The organism is Nocardioides astragali (assembly GCF_024436375.1).
GTDB lineage: Bacteria > Actinomycetota > Actinomycetes > Propionibacteriales > Nocardioidaceae > Nocardioides > Nocardioides astragali.
Genome location: NZ_JAFMZM010000003.1, coordinates 282,493 through 301,935, shown reverse-complemented (window position 1 = coordinate 301,935; position 19,443 = coordinate 282,493). Strand labels below are relative to the sequence as shown.

Genomic DNA, 19,443 nt, shown 5'->3' with positions numbered 1-19,443 from the left:
GCGGGCCCGTCACTCGACTTCCTGGATCGCGGCGTAGTTGTCCACGGTCGAGCGCGCGTCGTCGAGGTCGTCGGCGTCGATGCCCTCGCGCACGGTCTCGGCGTCGATGTCACTGAGCCGGTCGAGCGACACGTCGGAGACCTCGTAGGCGTGGGAGAGGGAGAGACCGGGCAGGTCGGCGTCGATGCCGCGGAAGATCACGACGTTGCCGTCCTGCTCACCGACGTAGAACTGCTGCTGGCTCCACGACCAGCCGGCCGCGAGCACGACCCAGGCCAGGCCGAGCAGGACGGCTCCCGCCATCAGCCTGCGCAGCACGGTGTAGCGACCGGGATCGCGGGGCGCGTAGCGCACGGCCTCGGGGTCGATGGGGTCGGCGACGTAGGCGCCCTCGGGGATGTCGTCGTCCACGGGAGGGATCTCGCCCGTGTCGCCCGAGCGATGGCCGCGAAACAGCCCGCCGACCGCGCCGGCCACGCCACCACCGATGGGCATCCGTCGCGGGAGGTCGGCCGCGGCACCCACGAGGAGGGGGGCCAGGTCCTCCGGAGGTGGCTCCTCCGAGACGTCGGCCACGATGCAGGTGACGTTGTCGGTGCTGCCGGCCTCCAGGCTGGCACGCACCAGCTCGACCGCGGCGAAGTCGGGGGTGCCGGTGCCGAGGATGTCGGCGATCCGCTCGTGGCTCAGCGTCCCGCAGGCGCCGTCGCTGCAGACGAAGATGCGGTCGCCCACCTCAGCGGGGAACTCGAAGAGGTCCGGCTCCTCGTGACGGACGCCGTCGAGCGCCTTGAGGATCAGGTTGCGGTGCGGGTGGGTCCGCGACTGCTCCTCGGTGATGCGGCCCTCGTCGATGAGCGACTGGACGAAGGTGTGGTCGTGGGTGAGCTGGCGCAGCTCGCCGCGGCGGTAGAGGTAGGCCCGGCTGTCGCCGATGTGGCCGATGCCGAAGCGGGTGCCGTCGAAGAGCGCCACCGTCGCGGTGGTGGAGGTGCCGTTGAGTCCGGGGTCCTCCTCGACGAGCTCGGCGATCCGGTCGTCCGCGCGGTGCACGGCACCGGCGAGCTGGCCGAGGATGTCGTCGTCAGGCTGCTGGTCGAGCTTGCGCAGCGCCTGTACCGCCGTGCTGGACGCCAGGTCGCCGCGTACGGCACCCCCGACGCCGTCGCAGACGGTCAGCAGCCAGGGGCCGGCGTAGCCGCTGTCCTGGTTCTCACGGCGGACCCGGCCCACGTCGGAGATCGCGGAGTAGTGGAGGTAGAGGGTCACTTCCGGAGCTCCAGGATGGTCTTGCCGACGCGGACCTGGACGCCCACGCCGATGGTGGTGGGCTGCGTGATGCGGACGGGGCCGACGTAGGTGCCGTTGGTCGAGCCGAGGTCCTCGACGAACCACTCGTCGCCGCTGGCGGCGATGCGGGCGTGGCGGGTGGACACGTAGTCGTCGTCGAGCTTGATCGCCGCGTCGCTGCCGCGCCCGATGAGGAGTGGGGCGTCGGCGAGCTCGGCGCGGGTGCCCGGGTTCTCGCCCTCGACCACCACCAGGTGAGTGGGCGCGCCGCGTCGCGGCTTCTTGCTGGCCTTGCCGGGCTTCGCGGACTTGCGGGCCGCGGGGGCCGGGGCCGCTCCGCGAGCGGTCTCGGGGACGCGGGCGCCGAACATGTCGGAGCGGATCACCGAGATCGCGGAGAGCACGAAGATCCAGAGGATGGCCAGGAAGGCCACGCGGATCAGGAAGAGGGTCAGCTCAGACATTCCAGCCCCCGGCCTCGTCACGGCCGCCGTCGATGCGGACCGTCATCTCGGTGTGCCCGATCTTGATCGTCGACCCGTCGCGCAGCCGGGTGCGGGAGACCTTGGTGCCGTCGACCAGGATGCCGTTGGTCGAGCCCAGGTCGACCGCCTCGACGCCGTCCATGCTCACCTCGAGCTCGAGGTGGCGGCGGCTCACGCCGGGGTCGTTGATCCGCAGGTCGGCCTCGGTGCCGCGCCCGATGACCAGGCCCGGCGGGCGCAGCGGGTGGCGCGTGCCGTTGACCTCGAGCGTGGCGTGGGAGGAGCGCGTACGGGTGCGCTGGTCGTTGTCGGTCACGCTCGCCTGGGCCTTGCTGCGGATCCGGAAGCGGCCGGTCGTCAGGTCGTCGGCGGACTCGAAGGCCACCGAGATCGGGCCGGTGAAGACGTAGCCCTGGGCGTCGGCGTGGTCCTGCAGCTGGTCGACGAGGTCCTGCTCCAGCGCGCGACCGAGGCCGACGATGCGGTCGAGGTCGGTGGGGGAGAGCTCGACGCGGAAGTCGTTGGGCACGAGGCGGCGCTGGCGGCTCAACACCTGCGCGTTGTTGTCGCACTCGCGCTGGAGAGCGGCGGCGATCTCGACCGGCTGCACCGCGCTGCGGAAGGCCCGGGCGAAGACACCGGAGATGAGCTGCTCGAGGCGGTGCTCGAAGCGTTGCAGGGCGTTCATCGTCGGGCCTCCTCTCCTCGCGCTCGGGTCACGTCGATGTGGCGGCAGGGTCCATCGAGCCGCCCGATCGGTTGCGGCCGAGCGTACCGGCCGCGTGGGATGGCGCGACGGTGCCGCCCCTATGGCGGCGGCAGATCGCTCGAGGACTCCCATGAGAGGGGAGATGTGGCGCCACCTCGCGGCGGACCCCAGGACGCCTCAGCCGATTGGGAGCGCGCGACGAGCGTGGGGTAGCCTTGCCGCTGCTTCTCGCGCGAGTGGCGGAATAGGCAGACGCGCACGGTTCAGGTCCGTGTGTCCGAAAGGACGTGGGGGTTCAACTCCCCCCTCGCGCACAGCGACAGGCCCCGGATCCATCGATCCGGGGCCTGCCTCTTGTTGCGGGCCGTGCCCGGCAGCGGCCTGTGCGTGGCGCTGCTCCCGGAGGCCTTCACCCCGGCGCTCGACGGCTTGTCGCCGGCCGCGTCCGCCTTCCTCGCGCTCCTCGGCGTCGAGGCCTGAGCGGCCGGCCAGGGCGGGTCAGCTCACTCGCCCCGCGTCTACCGTCCGGCGCAGATCGTGGACTAGTGCGATCGGTCAGGAGACAGCGACGGGATCCTCGCTCCTGATGTCCACGTCGTCCGGGCTGCCCAGCCTGACCTGGTGGTGCGTGACGGCACGGGCCAGCGCCGTGTCGTGGGTGACGAGCAACAGGGCGCACCCGTTGTCCTCGACCTCGGTCATCAAGATGTCCATCGTGGTCGCCTGGGTGGCCAGGTCGAGTCGCGACGTCGCCTCGTCGGCGAAGATCAGCGCCGGTCGGGGAAGCATCGCGCGCACGATCGCGATGCGCTGCAGCTCGCCGCCCGAGACCTGTCCGGGTCGACGCCGGAGGATCTCGTGGGGCAGGCCGACCTTCTCGAGCAGCGACCCCACCCGACCGGCCTCGACTCCGTGGCGGCGTACGACGTCGCCCATCGCCGTCTCCAGCCGGACGCGCCGGGGGAAGGAGTGACCCGGGTCCTGGTAGAGCTTCTGCAGCCGGCCACCGGCGGTCGCCCGGCTGTGGGCCACCGACCCGCTGTCGACCGAGGTCAGCCGCAGCAGTGCGTTGCCCAGCGTGGTCTTCCCGGCGCCGCTGGGTCCGGTCAGCGCCCAGCGCTCGCCGGGGCGGACCTGGAGGGAGACGTCCTCGAAGAGCGGCGCGGCACCGTAGGACTTGGTGATCGACTCGGCGGCGACGAGCGGCTCCGCCGCTGCGTCCGTCGCAGCGACGCCGCGCATCCACGGGAAGTCCCACCGCGAGGGCTCCGCTGCCAGCAGGGCCCTGGTGTAGGCGTGCTGAGGCGCCGTCAGCACCCTCTCTGCCGAGCCGGACTCGAGGACTGCCGCCTCGCGCATGACCATCACGTCGCCGCCGAGCCGGCGGGCCAGCTCCAGGTCGTGGGTGATGGTCAGCAGGAGGCCTCCCTCGCGCACGTGCGCCGAGAGCAGGTCCGCCAGCCGGTCCAGCGAGTGCCGGTCGAGGCCCTTCGACGGCTCGTCGACGACCAGGATCCGGGCGCCGCCGATGGTCGCGGCGGCGTACGCCACGCGCTGGGCCATGCCGCCGGAGAGGGTGTGGGGATAGGAGCCGCCGACCTCGGTCAGGCCCAGCCGGGCGAGGCGCTCGTCTGCCATCCGCGACGCATCCGGGTGTCGCGGCCGCCACCCGGCGACGCCTTCGGCGACCTGGGCGCGTACGCGCAGGGTGGGGTCGAGGGCCAGAGCGGGCTCCTGGGGGAGCAGTGCCAGCGAACGTCCCCACAGGTGTCGTCGACCGGTCGGGTCGGCGAGGTCGAAGGGGACCGCGCCGATGGTCATCGAGCCGCGGGCCACCAGCTCGGGCGGCAGCGTGCCCATGACGGCGTGGGCGAGCACGGACTTCCCCGACCCGCTCTCCCCGATGATGGTCAACGGGCGGCCGGGCTCGAGGCGGATGTCGCTGACGTCGGCGAGCGTGGTGGTGCCGTGCTGGACGACGGCGTGGTGGATGACGAGGTCGTCACCTGGGCGGGGGTCGGTCACGAGCGCTCCTTCGAGTCACGCAGGGCCAGGAAGCAGACGGTGAGCAGGAAGAGCACCGCGATGGGAGCCAGTGACATCCAGGGCGCCACGTCGTAGAACGGGAAGGACTCGGTGATCATCAGGCCCAGCTCCGCCCGCGGCGGCTGCAGCCCGACCTTCACGAACCCGAGCGTCGACATCGCGAGGATCGAGGTGACCATCCCGAGCGCGGCGAGCGTGCCGAGCAGCGGCCGCAGGTCGGGCCAGAGGTGACGTCGTACGACGTGCGCGGGCCCGAGCTCGAGCAGTCCGGCGGCCTCGACGGCAGGAGACCCGAGCACCAGGCCGCTGCGCGCTCGCACCACCCGGAAGTACTCCACCCACTGGGCGAGGGCCAGGCCCAGGTAGAGCGCCCACAGGCTGCCGCCCGACGCGAGGGCGGAGACCAGCAGCACGACCAGGAGAGCGGGCACCGCGACGAAGGCCTCCGAGACGGCCCGGAGAACGGCGTCGATCCAGCCGCCGAACCAGGCGGAGAGGATGCCCGCGACGGTGCCGAGCAGCAGCGCGGTGGCGACGCAGAGCGCGGAGAGCGCCAGCGACAGCCTGGTGGCGTGCGCGAGCCGTGCCAGCACGCTGCGCCCGTAGTCGTCGCGCCCCAGGGGCTCCGACGCGCTGGGCGCTTCGAGGAAGCGGCTCAGGTCCTGTGCCGACGGGTCCGCCAGCAGCAGGGGCCCGACGATCGCGAAGGCGGCCAGCAGGGAGAGCCCGAGCAGGGCGGCACGGCGAGCGAGGGGTCGTCGCCTCCCCGTGGGGATGGTCGCAGTCGCTTCGAGCAGCGGCGTGGTCATCGGGTGGCCTCCAACCGGCGCGGGCGGGGGTCGAGCCAGAGCACGAGGACGTCGACGGCGGTGTTGACGACCACGATCAGCAGGGCGAGCACGAGGGCGGTGGCCTGGAGGACCGGCACGTCGCGCCAGAACACGGCGTGCACGAGCGCGTGACCCAGTCCCTGCCAGGCGAACAGGCTCTCCACCACGACGACGCCCTCGATCAGGATGACGGCCTGGACCCCGAGGTAGGGGACCAGGACCACCGCGGCGTTGCGCACGACGTGGCGCAGCACGACCCACCGCTCGGCGAGCCCTTTGGTGTGGGCGAACTGCACGTACTCCGACGCGCGGACCTCCACGACCGCGTCGCGGGTGATCCGGGCGACGAGCCCGGACAGGCCGGGGCCGAGGGTCAGCGCGGGAAGGACGAGGCTCGCGGCGTCACCGTGGCCCACGGCGGGCAGCAGGCCCAGCTGGGCGGAGAACACCACGACGAGCATGAGGCCCAGGAGGAACGGCGGCACGGCGCGCACGGAAGCGACCCAGCCGGTGGCCAGCCGGTCCACCAGCCCGCCCGGCCGCCGGGCAGCCGCGACGCCCATCCCGGCCCCGAGCACGAAGGCGAGGACCAGGGCGACCGCGGCGAGCTGCAGGGTGCCCACGAGGTAGTAGCCGACCTCCTCCGCCACGGGGCGCGAGGTCACCAGGGAGCGACCGAGGTCGAGCTGGACGAGGTCGAGCACCCAGTCGCCGAGCTGCTGCCAGGCCGGCCGGTCGAGACCGAGCTCGGCGCGGACCGAGGCCGCGGCCTCCTCGTCGACGAGGTCGTAGCCGTAGCGGCCGGCCGCGATCCGGTAGGCGGCGTCGCCGGGCAGCCGGTGCACGATCAGGAAGCACAGCACCGACACCAGGCCGGCCACGCCGACGCCTTGGGCCGCGCGGCGCGCCAGGACACCGGCGTACGCCGCTCCGCGTGGCGTCACGACGCCCACTGCAGGTCGGTGAGGCGCCACGTCGTCTCGAGCGGGTCCATCACGAACCCTTCGACGCGGTCGCTGACGGCGGCGTTCATGCGATACCAGGCGACCGGGATGAGCGGCAGCTCCTCGTGCGCGGTGCGCACGATCGTCTCGCGGTTCTTCGCCGCGGCGGACTCCGATCCCCCGGCGAGGAGGGCGTCGATCGCGCGGGTGACCCGGTCGTCATGCCAGTTCATCACGCCCCAGTCGTTGCCCTCAGGTGCGAAGACGGCGGCGATGTCGACCAAGGGGTCGGAGACGAGTGCGAAGTGCTTGGCGATGAGGGCGAGCTCGAGGGTGCCGTCAGCCTGGCCGGCGGGGATCTCGCTGGAGTTGGTCACCTCGACCTCGAGCCGTACGCCGACCTGGGCGAGGGCGGCCTGGATGGCGGTCGCCAGGGCGGGGAGCTCGGGCCGGTCGGGGTAGGTGATCAGGGTCAGCGCCAGGGGCTTGCCGTCGCGCTCGAGGACGCCGCCGGAGCCCTCGGACCAGCCGGCCTCACGGAGCAGGTCGCGCGCCGTGTCCTGGTCCTGGGTGAGGGGCTCGAGGTCGGGGTGCCACGCCGTGAGGGAGGGCGGCAGCAGCTGGGTCGCGGCCAGCTCCTCCTCCCGGAGGACGGCGTCGGCCATGGACTCACGGTCCAGGGCCAGGCTGAGCGCCCGGCGGACCCGCTCGTCGCCCAGGATCGGGTGGTCGGCATTGACCTTCATGAGGATGGTCCGGGGCTGCAGGCTCGACTCCATGCGTACGCCGTCGGCACCCTCGACCTGCTCGCGTCCGGCAGGCTCGAGGCCGAAGACGACGTCAGCCTGGTCGCTGACGGCCATCAGGGCGCGGGACTCGGGCCGCCCCACCGCCTGGAAGGAGACCTTCGCCACGGCCGGCTGCTCCCCTCGCCACTCGGGGGACGCGGTGGTCGAGATCGAGGCGGGGAGCTCGAGCTCGGTGACCTCGTAGGGACCGGTCCCGATGACCTCCGTCACGTGACCGTCGGCGTCGTAGGCGGCCGGCGCCAGGACCGCGGTGCTGTAGTGGGTGAGCACGGCCGGCAGGGTCAGGTCGGGCCGGGACAGGCGGAAGGTGACGGACGACCCGTCGGCCTCGATCTGCTCGATCGGCACCTCGGCGAGGGGGCTGGCCTCCACCGCCGCGGCCCTCTCGACGGCCTCGACGACGGCGTCGGGTGTCAGCGCGGAGCCGTCGTGGAACGTCGCGTCCTCGACCAGCTCGAAGCTCCACTCGGTGCCGTCGGCAGAGGACGACCACTCCGTGGCCAGGCCCGGTGCCAGCTCACCTTCGATGTCGCTGGTGACCAGCGTCTCGCTCACCTGGAGGCGGGTGAAGACCTCGCCGTCCGCGGCCGGCTCGAGGCTGTGCACCTCGAAGGGTCCGGCGATCCGGAGGGTGTCCTCGGCGGCCGCGCCGTCGCGTGAGCCGGACCCGCAGGCGCTCAGGGTGAGGAGGGCTGCGACGACGGCCACGGCCGTGGGCAGAGGGAGGGGGCTTCGCATGAGGTGGCGCCTTTCGGAGGACGGAGAGCGCCGCAAGGTTATTGAGAACGATTCTTAGTGTCAAAAGGCGGGCGCGTGTGGGGACCGCCGACGCGGCGGACATACTCGGCGGCGTGACCCCACAAGCTCCCCAGCCCAGCGCCGAAGGCCTCGCCGAGCCGATGCGGTCGCGCTGGAGCGCGAGCGTGTACGACGACTCCCACCGGCTGACCGACAGCGAGATCCAGACCCTGCTGCACGCGGCCCAGTGGGCACCGAGCGCCGGCAACAGCCAGCCCTGGGTGTTCTTCGTCTGCGTCCCCGGCACGGCCAACCACGACCGGCTGGTCGCGACGCTGAGCCGCGGCAACTCCGGCTGGGTGCCTCGCGCCTCGGTCGTCTTCGTCACCGCCGCCCACGTGCGCACGGGCGAGGAGGCCGACGCACCGGCGTACAGCGACTACGCCCTGCACGACGTGGGGCAGGCCGCGGCCCACCTCACCCTCCAGGCGCGGGCGATGGGCCTGCACGCCCACCAGTTCGCCGGCTTCGACCACGAGGCTCTCGCCGAGGCGCTCGGCGTACCTCCCACGCACCAGCTGCTCACCGGGATCGCGGTCGGCGTGCCCGGCGACCCGGCGGACGTGGACGAGCGGACCGCTGCCCGCGACCACCGTGACCGGGTCCGCAGACCGCTGTCGCACTGGGCGTTCGGTGGACGCTTCGATGAGGACGGTGTTCGTGACGACTGGCAGACTCCGCGTCCATGACTTCTCTCTCCGACTTCTCGGCGACCGCGATCGACGGCACCGACGCCGACCTCTCCGACTACGACGGCAAGGTCGTGCTGGTGGTCAACACCGCCTCGCAGTGCGGGTTCACCGGCCAGTACAAGGGCCTGCAGTACCTCCACGACACGTACGCCGACCAGGGGCTGGTCGTGCTCGGCTTCCCCTGCGACCAGTTCGGCAACCAGGAGCCCGGTGACGAGGCGGAGATCTCCGACTTCTGCGAGCGCAACTTCGGGGTGACCTTCCCGCTCTTCTCCAAGGTCGACGTCAACGGCGACGACGCACACCCGCTCTTCGAGTGGCTGAAGGACTCCAAGGGCGGCCTGCTGGGTGACAAGATCAAGTGGAACTTCACCAAGTTCCTCATCGGTCGCGACGGCCAGGTCATCAACCGCTACGCGCCCACCACCGAGCCGGAGAAGCTCTCCGGCGACATCGAGAAGGCTCTCGAGAAGGCGCTGTGAGCAGGGCCGGCGTCCTCGCCGCGACGCTCGTCGCCGCGGTGGTGGCGTCGGCGGCGCCTGCGATGGCATCGGGTTTCGTCACGGGCGCTGCGCACCCTCCTCAACCAGCGATGAAGAGCGCCCGGGCCGACACGGTGGTCGGCACGGGCACTCCCGGCTCCTGCACCTCACGTGCGGTGGTCCGCGCGGTGGCCCGCGGAGGGGTCATCGCCTTCGACTGCGGGCCGGAGCCGGTCACCATCGAGATGCGGCGCACCGCCAAGGTGGTCAACACCTCGGCGCGGGTCGTGCTCGACGGCGGCGGGCTCGTCACCCTGAGCGGCCAGGGGCAGCGTCGCATCCTCTACGTCAACACCTGCGACCGGGCGCAGGTCTGGACGACGTCGCACTGCGACGACCAGGCCGAGCCCGAGCTCGTGGTCAGGCGGATGCGCTTCGTCGACGGCAACGCGACCGGGGAGACGACCGACGGCGGCGGTGGAGGCGCGATCTTCGTCCGCGGCGGGCGGCTGCGCATCGTCGACTCCGAGTTCGTCGGCAACCGCTGCGACCGCACCGGTCCCGACCTGGGCGGGGGCGCCGTCCGCGTGCTCGACCAGCACCGCGACCGCCCCGTCGTCGTACGCCGCTCCAGCTTCGTGGGCGGGCGGTGCAGCAACGGCTCCGCGCTGAGCAGCATCGGCGTCTCGTGGCGGATCGTGTCGTCGACGTTCACCGACAACCGCGCGCTCGGGCGGGGGGCCAACCCGTCGCGCCCCGGCACGCCCGGGGGCGGGTCCGGTGGCGCGATCTACATGGACGGCAACGCCATCCGTCTCGAGCTCGAGGACTCCACGCTCACCGGCAACCATGCACGCGAGGGTGGCGGCGCGATCTTCTTCGTCTCCAACGACCGCAGCGGCACCCTCACCATCCGCGGCTCGCGGCTCACCGACAACCCCAGCGACGGCTTCGAGACACTGCCCGGGATCTTCTTCCTCGGCGCGAGCCGCACGATCACCGACTCGGTGGTGCGCTAGAGGTCAGGTGGGCAGGGTGGGGGCGTCGGGTCCGACCCGCTCGGCCAGCCACTGCGCGACCTGCGCCTCCGACGGAGCGAGCCCGTCGCTGATCACGTGGGGCGCGACGCGCGAGAAGTAGTCGGTGACCATGTTGTCGGACTCGCGCACGAGCATCCCGGCCGCCTCGCCGTCGACGATCCACGACCCGAGGACGACGCGGTTGCCCTCGAAGCTCGGCAGGTCGGTGTAGGCCTGGTAGACCCAGCCCTCGTCGCCGTAGCCACCGGGCATCACGACGTCCTCGAGCATGTCGTCGAGGTGGATGCGGATGTTGTCGCCCTCGCGTCCGTGCAGGGGTTTGGCGACCCACCGCTCGAGGTCGCGCGGCTCGTCGAAGTACGCCGGCAGCAGCAGGCGGTGGTGGGGGTAGAGCTCCCACAGCACGGGCAGCAGCGCCTTGGTGGAGAGCAGCACCTTCCAGGCCGGCTCGATCCACCGCGTCGGCCGCGCCTCGCTCCGGTCGACGACGAACCGGCCGAACGGCTCGGCGAGCATCTCCTCCCAGGCGTAGAGCTTGAAGGCGTTGCGGATGGGCTCGTCGTGGACGTCGCGGTATTCCCGTGCGTCGGGGTTCCAGCCCACCTCGGCCATCGGGTGCGCGAGGGCGAGCCACCCCGCCTGGATGGCGGCGTCCATCAGGTAGTGGACGGTCATCTCCATCTCACCGCCGTCGTAGGAGTCCTCCTCGCCGAGGTCGTAGAGGAAGTGCATCCGGTCGCCGTCGAAGTGCCCGGAGCGGCGCAGCTTGCGCCAGCCGGCGATCAGCCGGTCGTGGACCGAGTTCCACTGGTCCATCTCCGGCATCACGTCCTCCATCCAGTTCCACTGGACGATCCCGGTCTCCACCAGGCCGGTGGGGGTGTCGCCGTTGATCTCGAGCATCTTGATCGAGCCGTCGGCGCCGTAGGCGAGATCGAAGCGGGCGTAGAGGGCCGGGTCGCCCGCCTCCACCGAACGGCGTACGACCTCGAGCGAGCCGGGCGGCAGGCCCAGGCGCTCGTCGGTCATCGTCGTGGCCATGTGGGAGACGGCCGCCAGGCACATGGCCCACAGCTCCTCGGTGGCGGCCTCGAGGGTCTCCACCTCCTCCATGGTCACCTCGTACCAGGCGTCCTCGTTCCAGTAGGGGAGCTCGGAGCCGTCGGGCATCTTGGTGACCGGGAAGACCAGGCCCTGCTCCACGACCTTGTCGCGCCAACCCTCACGGGCGCGGGAGCGGTGACGCCACATCAGGCGATGCTGGCGCAGACGATGGCGCCCACCGAGAGCGCGACCGACGCCGCGACGTAGGCCAGCGGCCGCACCGGGCCGGGGTCGGTGACGATCTTGCGCAGGTTGCCCGGGGTGATCGCCTCGACCGCGAAGAACATCAGCGTGTTGAGCGCGATGCCGAGGGCGCCGAAGGACACCGTCCAGCCGAGCGCCCAGCCGAGCGACGTCTCGCCGTTGGTCCAGATCGCGGTGAACAGCACGGCCGCGTTGGAGACCAGCCACGCCGACGTGACCACTCCTGCCGAGCGCGAATGAGCGTGCACCGACTCCAGGCCGTTCTCGTCGACCCCCCGCAGGTGGGTGCCGAGGTGGCCGGGCGTGGCCAGGTCGAGGACGTAGTAGGCCACGACGAGCATGACGCCCCCGACGAGGGCGTAGGCGACGGCGTGGAGCAGGGCGTTGAGCAGGTCGGTCACGAGTTCTCCTGGCTGCAGGCGGAAGGACGGCGTACGGAGGTGGGCGTGCGAGAGGTCCGAGGGGTCAGCCGAAGCCGCGCGAGCTGCCGCCGAACCCGCCCTTGGTGGTGCTGGACTTCACGGTCGAGCCTCCGGTGGTCGGCAGGCCGCCGCGCTGCACGGTGCCGTTGAGGGTGCTGCCGGACCACGTGCCGCCGGAGGTCGTCTGGCCGATCGCGGGGACCCGGGAGCTGGCGCCGAGGTAGTACCAGAAGAAGCCGGAGCCGGTCCCGTGGTAGTCGGAGTCGTCGTCGCACTGGTCGTCGTCGACGCGCTCCTTGGTCTCGGGGTCGACGCACACGGCGGCGTAGTCGGCGCTGGACGCGCACCCGGTCAGGTTGGAGGCCATCACCGCGGTGATCCCGAGCGCAATGCTCGAGGACCGCATGCGGCGGCGGACGGGCGTGGTCATCGAGGTCCTCCAGTGTCCGAGCGGCTGTGCTCCGTGGGGTCGAACTTCGGGTCGAACTTCGGCTTGAACATGGCGAGCATCTGCTCCGCGACGTCGGTGCGGGCGGCGTCGGCCTCGTCGTACTCGGTGAGCCGCTGCTCGAGCCACTCCCGGCCGTGCTGCGCCTCGAGGGAGGCGAGGGTCAGGTGCTCGAGGCGGTCGATGCGCTCGTGGACGTCCTCCAGCACGGTCGCCACGGCGAGCGACTCCTTGTCGAAGACGAGGTTGGCAATGACGTGGCCGATGGCGATCGGGACGAAGACCAGCATCGAGACGATGAGGATCGCGCCGACCGCTCGGCCGGCGATGGAGGCGGGGTAGAAGTCGCCGTAGCCGACCGTCGACCCCGTGACGATGCCCCACCAGAGGCCCTCGATCGGGCCCTTGTCCTCGAGCACCGCGTAGGTGAGGGAGCAGCCGACCCAGATGCCCAGCACCAGCAGCACGAGCAGGTGCGGCGCGTTGACCAGCGTCCGCAGCGGTCGGGTGATGAACCCCAGTCGCTGCGCGACGACGGCATCCGCCTCGTCGACGTCCGTCTCTGCCATGAGCCCCCCCGTTCCCCCGCTGTCGCGGGACTATAAGACGTCCTCGGGTGCCGGCGCGCGTCCGGCGCGCAGATTTCGCTGCGCGGCTATGCCACGAGGTCGGCGTACTCCGGGTGCTTGCGGATGTACGACGCGACGTAGGGGCACGTCGGCACGACCGCCAGCCCGCGTCTGCGGGCCTCGTCGAGCGCCGCCCTGGCCAGGGTCGCGGCGTACCCCTTGCCGCTGTGGGCCGGGTCGACCTCGGTGTGCACCAGGGTGATCGAGTCGTCGGCGAGGCGGTAGACGATGAAGCCGAGCACCTCGTCGCCGGATCGCAGCTCGAAGCGATGGCGTCGGGGGTTGTCGGCGAACTCTGTGTTCACAACGTGAGCCTATGCGGACATGACTTGCCCGTAACCCCGTGGTGGGGGAAGGGTGCAGGCCATGGCAGCAACCGCGTCGTCGTACTCGATCACCATGCGGTTGTACACCGCCCCCGACCACGGCGTCGTCGGCGCCGTCGCGACGGCGATCTCGGCGAACGGGGGCGTGGTGACCGCGATCGACGTGACCGAGTCCCGGCACGACCGGCTCGTGGTCGACGTGACGTGCTCGGCCTCGGACGCGTCCCACTCGCAGGACCTGGTCGCTGCCGTCGACGCCGTGGGCGGCGTCACCGTGCACAAGGTCAGCGACCGGACGTTCCTGCTCCACCTCGGCGGCAAGATCGAGGTCACCTCCAAGGTGCCGCTGCGCACCCGTGACGACCTGTCGATGGCCTACACGCCCGGCGTGGGCCGGGTCTCGATGGCCATCTACGAGAATCCCGAGGACGTCCGCAAGCTCACCATCAAGGGCAACTCGGTCGCGGTCGTCACCGACGGCTCCGCCGTGCTGGGCCTGGGCAACATCGGCCCGGGCGCCGCGATGCCGGTGATGGAGGGCAAGGCGGCGCTCTTCAAGCGCTTCGCCGACATCGACGCGTGGCCGATCTGCCTGGCCACCCAGGACACCGACGAGATCGTGAAGGCCGTCGAGATGATCGCGCCCGGCTTCGGCGGCATCAACCTCGAGGACATCGCCGCGCCGCGCTGCTTCGAGATCGAGCGCCGGCTGCGCGAGTCGCTCGACATCCCGGTCTTCCACGACGACCAGCACGGCACCGCGATCGTCGTCCTGGCGGCCCTGACCAACGCCCTGCGGTGCGTGCGCAAGGAGCTCACCGACGTCCGGATCGTCGTGTCGGGAGCCGGTGCCGCCGGCACTGCCATCGTGACGCTGCTGCTGGCCGCCGGTGCGCGCGACGTCGTGGTCGTCGACCGCGAAGGTGCACTGGCGGAGGGTGACGCCTCCCTGTCCGAGGCCCACACCGAGCTCGCCGCGGCGACGAACCCGCGCCGCGCGACCGGGTCGCTCCAGGAGGTGCTCGTGGATGCCGACGTCTTCGTCGGCGTCTCCGCCCCCGGCATCCTCGACCCCGAGTGGATCCCGTCCATGGCGACCGAGCCCATCGTCTTCGCCCTCGCCAACCCCGACCCTGAGGTCGACCCCGCGGAGGCCGACAAGTACGCCGCCGTGGTGGCGTCGGGCCGCTCGGACTACCCCAACCAGATCAACAACGTGCTCGCCTTCCCCGGCGTCTTCCGCGGCCTCCTCGACGCCGGCGCCGACGAGGTCACCATCGACATGCTGCTGCGCGCCGCGAAGGCGATCGCCGACACCGTCAGCTCCGAGGAGCTGCACCCGGCCTTCATCATCCCGAGCGTCTTCCACCCCGACGTGACGAAGCGCGTCGCCGCCGCAATCAGCGGCCGGGAGAGCTGAGTCCTCGGCGCTCGCTCCGCTCGCGCGTGCTCGCCGCCCCTGAAGGCGTCGTCATCCCTCCTCGCTCGACGGCGCCACCTCGCAGCGCTCGTCACGCTTGCTCGCTCGTCAGTCAGACGACGCCGGGCGGCGAGCTGAGCGTGGGCCAGCCGAGGTCACTCGCCCGCGCGACGTCGTACGTCCTCGGTGGGTGTCATAACGCCGACCTCGTGGGCGAGTCGCGCATGTCATGGGGGTTGCAACACCCCGGAGATGCAGGAATCCCCGCGTACGCGGGGATTCCGGCAGGGGTAGGCACAGTGGTCGGCTGAGGAGCCGACCTCCGTGGGCCCGGCTCAGTCCTCCGTGCCTGCCTTGCGGTGGGCGACGAGCGCGGCGCCGACGATGCCGGCCCGGTTCTGCAGGGTGGCGGGCACCAGCTCGGTCTCGACCTCGATCAGGTGGCCGAACTTCTCCCACGACTTGCTGACCCCGCCGCCGACCACGAACAGGTCGGGGGTGAAGAGGCGCTCGAGGTGACGGAAGTAGGTGGTGAGGCGCTCGGACCAGGCCTCCCAGGAGAGGCCTTCGCGCTCGCGTGCGCTCGTCGCGGCGCGTACCTCCGCGACCTCGCCGTCGATCTCGAGGTGGCCCATCTCGGAGTTGGGCACCAGCTGGCCGTTGAAGATCATCGCCGAGCCGATGCCGGTGCCGAGGGTGATGACCATGACAAGGCCCTGTCGCCCGCGCGCGGCGCCGTACTCCGCCTCCGCGAGCCCGGCGGCGTCGGCGTCGTTGACGACGTGGACCTCGCGGCCCAGCGCCTGCGTGAAGATGGCGTCCGCGTCCTCGCCGATCCACGACTTGTCGATGTTGGCGGCCGACATCACGACGCCTCGGCGGACGATGCCGGGCACCGTCACGCCGACCGGTGTGGTCGAGGCCGGGAAGTTGTCGACGATCTGCTGGAACACCGCGGCCACGGCCTGCGGGGTGGCCGGCTTGGGGGTGTCGATGCGGACACGGTCGTGGGCGAAGTCGCCCTGCCCGAGATCCACCGGCGCGCCCTTGATGCCGGTGCCGCCGAAGTCGATGCCGAAGGGATGCTGCATGCGCCAGACCTTATCGGCCCGCCGCCGCCGCGCGCCCCCGGTCGGTGGCGTCCCTGAGACACCGGCCAGCCGGGGATTCCGCCGAGGTTGACAGATCCCTCCCTCTTGTCAATGCGGTTTACAGATCGTATGGTCTTGTAAACCCCACGTCAGGAGGTCAGGCAGATGGCCGGCTACCCCACCCGACTCGCCCCCAGCGGCACCGTCCCCGAAGGCACGACCGAGCTCTGGAAGGACAGCAAGCGCTACCTGTGGCTGATCGGCCTGGTCGTGCCGAGCCTGGCGTTCGTCGCCTTCGGCGGCTACGTCGCCACCGGCTGGAGCGTCTGGTTCTGGGTCGGGCCGATCGTCATCCTCGGGATCGTGCCGGCCATCGACCTGCTCGCCGGGCTCGACCGCTCCAACCCTCCCGACGACGTGATCGAGGCGCTGGAGGGCGACAAGTACTACCGGTGGATCACCTACCTCTTCCTGCCCATCCAGTACGTCGGCTTCGTCTCCGCGATGGCGGTCGTCGGTGGCTGGGACGCCTTCGGCGTGCTGGACGACCAGCCGCTCACCACGCTGGACAAGATCGGCCTCGCGATCTCGATCGGCTGCATCGGCGGCATCGGAATCAACACCGCCCACGAGCTCGGCCACAAGAAGGAGGCCAACGAGCGCTGGCTCTCCAAGATCGCGCTGGCGCAGGTCTTCTACGGCCACTTCTACATCGAGCACAACCGCGGCCACCACGTCCGGGTCGCGACCCCCGAGGACCCTGCCAGCGCCCGGCTGGGCGAGAACTTCTACCAGTTCTGGCCGCGCACGGTCGGCGGCTCCCTGAAGTCGGCCTGGCGGCTGGAGAAGCGTCGCCTGGCCCGACGCAAGCAGAGCCCTTGGCGCCTGGACAACGACGTGCTCAACGCGTGGCTGATGTCGATCCTCCTGTGGGCCGCGGTGATCGCCGCGTTCGGCCTCGAGGTGGCGCCGTACCTCCTCATCCAGGCCGTCGTCGGCTTCTCGCTCCTCGAGGTCGTCAACTTCATGGAGCACTACGGCATGCTCCGCCAGAAGGTCGGCGTCGGCGACCGCCAGCGCTACGAGCGGGTGCTGCCCGGCCACAGCTGGAACTCCAACAACATCGCGACCAACGTGCTGCTCTACCACCTGCAGCGCCACAGCGACCACCACGCCAACCCGACGCGGCGCTACCAGACACTGCGCGACTTCGAGGAGAGCCCGGTCCTGCCGACCGGCTACGCCGGCATGATCGTGCTGGCCATCGTGCCCGCGGTCTGGCGGCGCGTGATGGACCAGCGCGTCGTCGACCACTTCGGCGGCGACGTGACGCTGGCCAACATCAGCCCGCGCAAGCGGGCGGCCTACCTGGAGAGGTACGACGCCGCCGGCCACGCCGCCGCGGTGGAGGCGGCGCGCCTCGCCCGGGAGGAGCTGCCGGGAGCGGAGGCCGAGGTGATGGCCGCGCGGTGTCCGAGCTGCGAGTACGTCTACGAGGTCGCCGCCGGTGACGAGCACGAGGGCTTCGCCGCCGGCACCGCGTGGAAGGACATACCGGACGACTGGTGCTGTCCCGACTGCGGCGTCCGGGAGAAGGTCGACTTCGTGCCGTACGAGCCCGAGAGGTCGCTCGCCTGACGGCGTCGTACGCCGCCGCCCCCGCGTCGTGGCCCCTCCCTAGACTCATCACCATGGCGGGGATGCTGGAGGGGACCACGCGCGACCGGATCGTCGCCGCGGCCGTCGAGCTGACCACCTCCTCCGGGTGGGCGGCGGTCACCATGGCCCGGCTGGCCGAGGCGGCCGGGGTCAGTCGCCAGACCGTCTACAACGAGGTCGGCTCCAAGCCGGCCCTTGCCGAGACGATGATCCTCGAGGAGCTCGCCCGCTTCCTGCAGGTCGTGGAGCAGGCCTTCGACGCGGAGCCGGACGACCTGACGCGCGCCATCGAGCGGGCGGTGTCCGACGTGCTGACCTACGCCCGCGCCAACAAGCTCCTGCACGCCGTCGTGAGCGCGACGCACGGCGCCGACACCGAGCTCCTGCCCCTGCTCACGACCAACGCCAGCTCCCTGCTCGAGGCGGCCAAGGAGGTCGTCCGCGGCCGCGTGGCGCCGTACGCCCCGGACATCGAGCCGGACTACCTCGAGCCGGCCACCGACATGGTCGTCCGGGTGGTGCTCAGCCACGTGATGCAGCCGTCGGCCTCACCGGAGAAGACCGGCGCCGACATCGCGTGGCTCGCGCGGCGGGTGCTCGACGGCTGAGATCTACTGTTGCCCGGTGAGTCCAGTCGCATGGGGTACGCCGCGGGCCCGCGGCATCATCGCGGCAGCCACCCTCGGATCCGGGCTGACGCTGCTGGACGGGACCGTCGTCAACGTCGCCCTGCGCACGATGGGCGAGGACCTCGACGCGTCGCTCTCGCAGCTGCAGTGGATCACCAACGGCTACTTCCTCTCCATGGCCTCGCTGATCCTGCTCGGCGGATCGCTGGGTGACCGGCTCGGTCGGCGCCGGGTCTTCGTCATCGGCACGGTCTGGTTCGCGGGCGCCTCGCTCCTGTGCGGACTGGCGCCCAACGCCGAGATCCTGATCGCGGCGCGCGTGCTGCAGGGCATCGGCGGCGCGCTGCTGACGCCGGGCAGCCTGGCGATGATCCAGGGCTCGTTCCGCGCGGTGGACCGGGGCCGGGCCATCGGTGCCTGGTCCGGTCTGGGGGGCATCGCCGCGGCGCTGGGCCCGCTGGTGGGCGGGCTGCTGGTCGACCACGCCTCGTGGCGCTGGATCTTCCTCATCAACCTGCCGCTCGCCGCCCTGACCGTCTGGCTGGCCCAGCGGTGCGTGCCGGAGACGCGGGACCCGCGCACCCACGGCCGCTTCGACCTCGGTGGCGCGGCGCTGGCCGCGATCGCGCTGGGCGGCATCACCTGGGCCCTCACCGACGCCGGCGGCCCCATGACGGCCTGGGCCGCCGGGCTCGGCCTGCTGGCGGCGGTGGTCTTCGTCGTCGTCGAGCGACGCCTGCCCGAGCCGATGGTCCCTCTCGGTCTGTTCGCCGACCGCACCTTCAGCGCCGCCAACGCGATGACGCTGCTGGTCTACGCCGCGCTCGGCGCGATCCTGTTCTTCCTCGTCCTCCAGCTCCAGACGGTCGGCGGCTACAACGCCCTCCAGGCGGGCCTTGCCACGCTCCCGATCACGGCGTGCATGCTCCTGCTCGCGGCCCGAGGTGGCGCGCTGGGTCAGCGCATCGGTCCGCGGATCCCGATGACCTTCGGTCCGATCGTGATGGCCGCCGGCACCCTCTGGCTGCTGGTCGTCGGGGACGACGTGACGTGGTGGCGCGACGTCGCACCGGGCCTCACCGTCTTCGGCCTGGGCCTCGCGCTCATGGTCGCACCGCTGACGGCGACGGTGCTGGCCGCGGCGCCCGACGAGGTCACCGGCATAGCGAGCGGCATCAACAATGCCGTCGCCCGCGCCGGTTCCCTGCTCGCGGTCGCTGCCCTGCCGATGGCCGTGGGTCTGGCCGGGGACGACTACCGCGACCCGGCGCGCTTCGACACGGCGTACGCCTCGGCGATGCTCGCCTGCTCGGCGCTCCTCGTGGTGGGCGGGCTGGTGTCGTGGTTCGCCGTTCCCGCTCGGGTCCGGACACCCACTCCTTAAGG

Annotated in this window: 20 protein-coding genes and 1 tRNA gene; 8 read left to right on the top strand and 13 right to left on the bottom strand. The window is 71.5% G+C overall.

The window, feature by feature from the left end; translation table 11 throughout:
* Positions 1 to 9: 9 nt before the first annotated feature.
* Genes J3P44_RS10565 through J3P44_RS10555 form a run of 3 tightly spaced genes read right to left on the bottom strand, consistent with a single transcriptional unit; the run spans position 10 to position 2,463 of the window.
* Complete coding sequence (locus J3P44_RS10565) at positions 10 to 1,269, bottom strand: PP2C family protein-serine/threonine phosphatase (protein ID WP_255890299.1); 1,260 nt, start codon at positions 1,267 to 1,269, stop codon at positions 10 to 12.
* On the bottom strand, positions 1,266 to 1,754 hold the full coding sequence (locus tag J3P44_RS10560; RefSeq protein ID WP_255890298.1) for an FHA domain-containing protein FhaB/FipA: 489 nt from the start codon (positions 1,752 to 1,754) through the stop codon (positions 1,266 to 1,268). The genes J3P44_RS10565 and J3P44_RS10560 overlap by 4 nt, the downstream gene beginning before the upstream one ends.
* Positions 1,747 to 2,463, bottom strand: coding sequence for an FHA domain-containing protein (locus J3P44_RS10555; RefSeq protein WP_255890297.1), 717 nt, complete (start codon positions 2,461 to 2,463; stop codon positions 1,747 to 1,749). The genes J3P44_RS10560 and J3P44_RS10555 overlap by 8 nt, the downstream gene beginning before the upstream one ends.
* 251 nt (positions 2,464 to 2,714) lie before the next feature.
* On the opposite strand from J3P44_RS10555, the gene J3P44_RS10550 reads away from it, so the two are divergent.
* Positions 2,715 to 2,798 (top strand) — tRNA-Leu (locus J3P44_RS10550).
* A gap of 241 nt (positions 2,799 to 3,039) precedes the next feature.
* Here the strand turns inward: J3P44_RS10550 and J3P44_RS25485 are convergent.
* From J3P44_RS25485 to J3P44_RS10530, 4 genes are read right to left on the bottom strand one after another with little or no spacing between them, the layout of a single operon-like run.
* On the bottom strand, positions 3,040 to 4,509 hold the full coding sequence (locus tag J3P44_RS25485; protein WP_255890296.1) for an ABC transporter ATP-binding protein: 1,470 nt from the start codon (positions 4,507 to 4,509) through the stop codon (positions 3,040 to 3,042).
* Positions 4,506 to 5,339 carry an ABC transporter permease gene (locus tag J3P44_RS10540; RefSeq protein WP_255890295.1) on the bottom strand — a complete coding sequence of 278 codons (834 nt, stop codon included), beginning with the start codon at positions 5,337 to 5,339 and terminating at the stop codon, positions 4,506 to 4,508. The genes J3P44_RS25485 and J3P44_RS10540 overlap by 4 nt, the downstream gene beginning before the upstream one ends.
* On the bottom strand, positions 5,336 to 6,304 hold the full coding sequence (locus J3P44_RS25480; protein WP_255890294.1) for an ABC transporter permease: 969 nt from the start codon (positions 6,302 to 6,304) through the stop codon (positions 5,336 to 5,338). The genes J3P44_RS10540 and J3P44_RS25480 overlap by 4 nt, the downstream gene beginning before the upstream one ends.
* Positions 6,301 to 7,851, bottom strand: a complete 1,551-nt coding sequence (locus J3P44_RS10530) for an ABC transporter substrate-binding protein (protein ID WP_255890293.1) — start codon at positions 7,849 to 7,851, stop codon at positions 6,301 to 6,303. Before J3P44_RS10530 ends, J3P44_RS25480 begins: the two co-directional genes overlap by 4 nt.
* A 113-nt stretch (positions 7,852 to 7,964) precedes the next feature.
* Between J3P44_RS10530 and J3P44_RS10525 the strand changes: the two genes are divergently transcribed.
* From J3P44_RS10525 to J3P44_RS10515, 3 genes are read left to right on the top strand one after another with little or no spacing between them, the layout of a single operon-like run.
* On the top strand, positions 7,965 to 8,600 hold the full coding sequence (locus J3P44_RS10525) for a nitroreductase family protein (RefSeq protein ID WP_255890292.1): 636 nt from the start codon (positions 7,965 to 7,967) through the stop codon (positions 8,598 to 8,600).
* A complete protein-coding gene (locus J3P44_RS10520) occupies positions 8,597 to 9,085 on the top strand; it encodes a glutathione peroxidase (RefSeq protein ID WP_255890291.1) in 489 nt (162 codons plus the stop codon). Before J3P44_RS10525 ends, J3P44_RS10520 begins: the two co-directional genes overlap by 4 nt.
* Entirely contained in the window at positions 9,082 to 10,104 is a 1,023-nt protein-coding gene (locus J3P44_RS10515) for a hypothetical protein (protein WP_255890290.1), read from the top strand. Before J3P44_RS10520 ends, J3P44_RS10515 begins: the two co-directional genes overlap by 4 nt.
* A 3-nt stretch (positions 10,105 to 10,107) precedes the next feature.
* Here the strand turns inward: J3P44_RS10515 and J3P44_RS10510 are convergent, their stop codons facing one another.
* From J3P44_RS10510 to J3P44_RS10490, 5 genes are all read right to left on the bottom strand, one after another.
* Positions 10,108 to 11,376: a glutathionylspermidine synthase family protein gene (locus J3P44_RS10510; protein ID WP_255890289.1), complete on the bottom strand. Its 1,269-nt coding sequence runs from the start codon at positions 11,374 to 11,376 to the stop codon at positions 10,108 to 10,110.
* A complete protein-coding gene (locus J3P44_RS10505; protein ID WP_255890288.1) occupies positions 11,376 to 11,834 on the bottom strand; it encodes a DUF350 domain-containing protein in 459 nt (152 codons plus the stop codon). The genes J3P44_RS10510 and J3P44_RS10505 overlap by 1 nt, the downstream gene beginning before the upstream one ends.
* 64 nt (positions 11,835 to 11,898) lie before the next feature.
* Positions 11,899 to 12,285, bottom strand: coding sequence for a hypothetical protein (locus J3P44_RS10500; RefSeq protein ID WP_255890287.1), 387 nt, complete (start codon positions 12,283 to 12,285; stop codon positions 11,899 to 11,901).
* Positions 12,282 to 12,872, bottom strand: a complete 591-nt coding sequence (locus J3P44_RS10495; RefSeq protein WP_255890286.1) for a potassium channel family protein — start codon at positions 12,870 to 12,872, stop codon at positions 12,282 to 12,284. The genes J3P44_RS10500 and J3P44_RS10495 overlap by 4 nt, the downstream gene beginning before the upstream one ends.
* Positions 12,873 to 12,958: 86 nt before the next feature.
* Positions 12,959 to 13,237 carry a GNAT family N-acetyltransferase gene (locus tag J3P44_RS10490; RefSeq protein WP_255890285.1) on the bottom strand — a complete coding sequence of 93 codons (279 nt, stop codon included), beginning with the start codon at positions 13,235 to 13,237 and terminating at the stop codon, positions 12,959 to 12,961.
* 61 nt (positions 13,238 to 13,298) lie between these two features.
* Between J3P44_RS10490 and J3P44_RS10485 the strand changes: the two genes are divergently transcribed.
* On the top strand, positions 13,299 to 14,678 hold the full coding sequence (locus J3P44_RS10485) for an NAD-dependent malic enzyme (protein ID WP_255890283.1): 1,380 nt from the start codon (positions 13,299 to 13,301) through the stop codon (positions 14,676 to 14,678).
* Positions 14,679 to 15,013: 335 nt separating this feature from the next.
* On the opposite strand, the gene ppgK is transcribed toward J3P44_RS10485, so the two are convergent.
* Positions 15,014 to 15,769: a polyphosphate--glucose phosphotransferase gene (gene ppgK, locus J3P44_RS10480; RefSeq protein WP_255890282.1), complete on the bottom strand. Its 756-nt coding sequence runs from the start codon at positions 15,767 to 15,769 to the stop codon at positions 15,014 to 15,016.
* Between the two features lie 165 nt (positions 15,770 to 15,934).
* On the opposite strand from ppgK, the gene J3P44_RS25010 reads away from it, so the two are divergent.
* The 3 genes from J3P44_RS25010 to J3P44_RS10460 are packed head-to-tail and all read left to right on the top strand — an operon-like array spanning position 15,935 to position 19,441.
* Positions 15,935 to 17,407, top strand: a complete 1,473-nt coding sequence (locus tag J3P44_RS25010; RefSeq protein ID WP_305122273.1) for a fatty acid desaturase — start codon at positions 15,935 to 15,937, stop codon at positions 17,405 to 17,407.
* A gap of 53 nt (positions 17,408 to 17,460) precedes the next feature.
* Positions 17,461 to 18,036, top strand: a complete 576-nt coding sequence (locus tag J3P44_RS10465; protein ID WP_255890281.1) for a TetR/AcrR family transcriptional regulator — start codon at positions 17,461 to 17,463, stop codon at positions 18,034 to 18,036.
* 16 nt (positions 18,037 to 18,052) lie between these two features.
* Positions 18,053 to 19,441, top strand: coding sequence for an MFS transporter (locus J3P44_RS10460; RefSeq protein WP_255890280.1), 1,389 nt, complete (start codon positions 18,053 to 18,055; stop codon positions 19,439 to 19,441).
* The last annotated feature ends 2 nt before the right edge of the window (positions 19,442 to 19,443 follow it).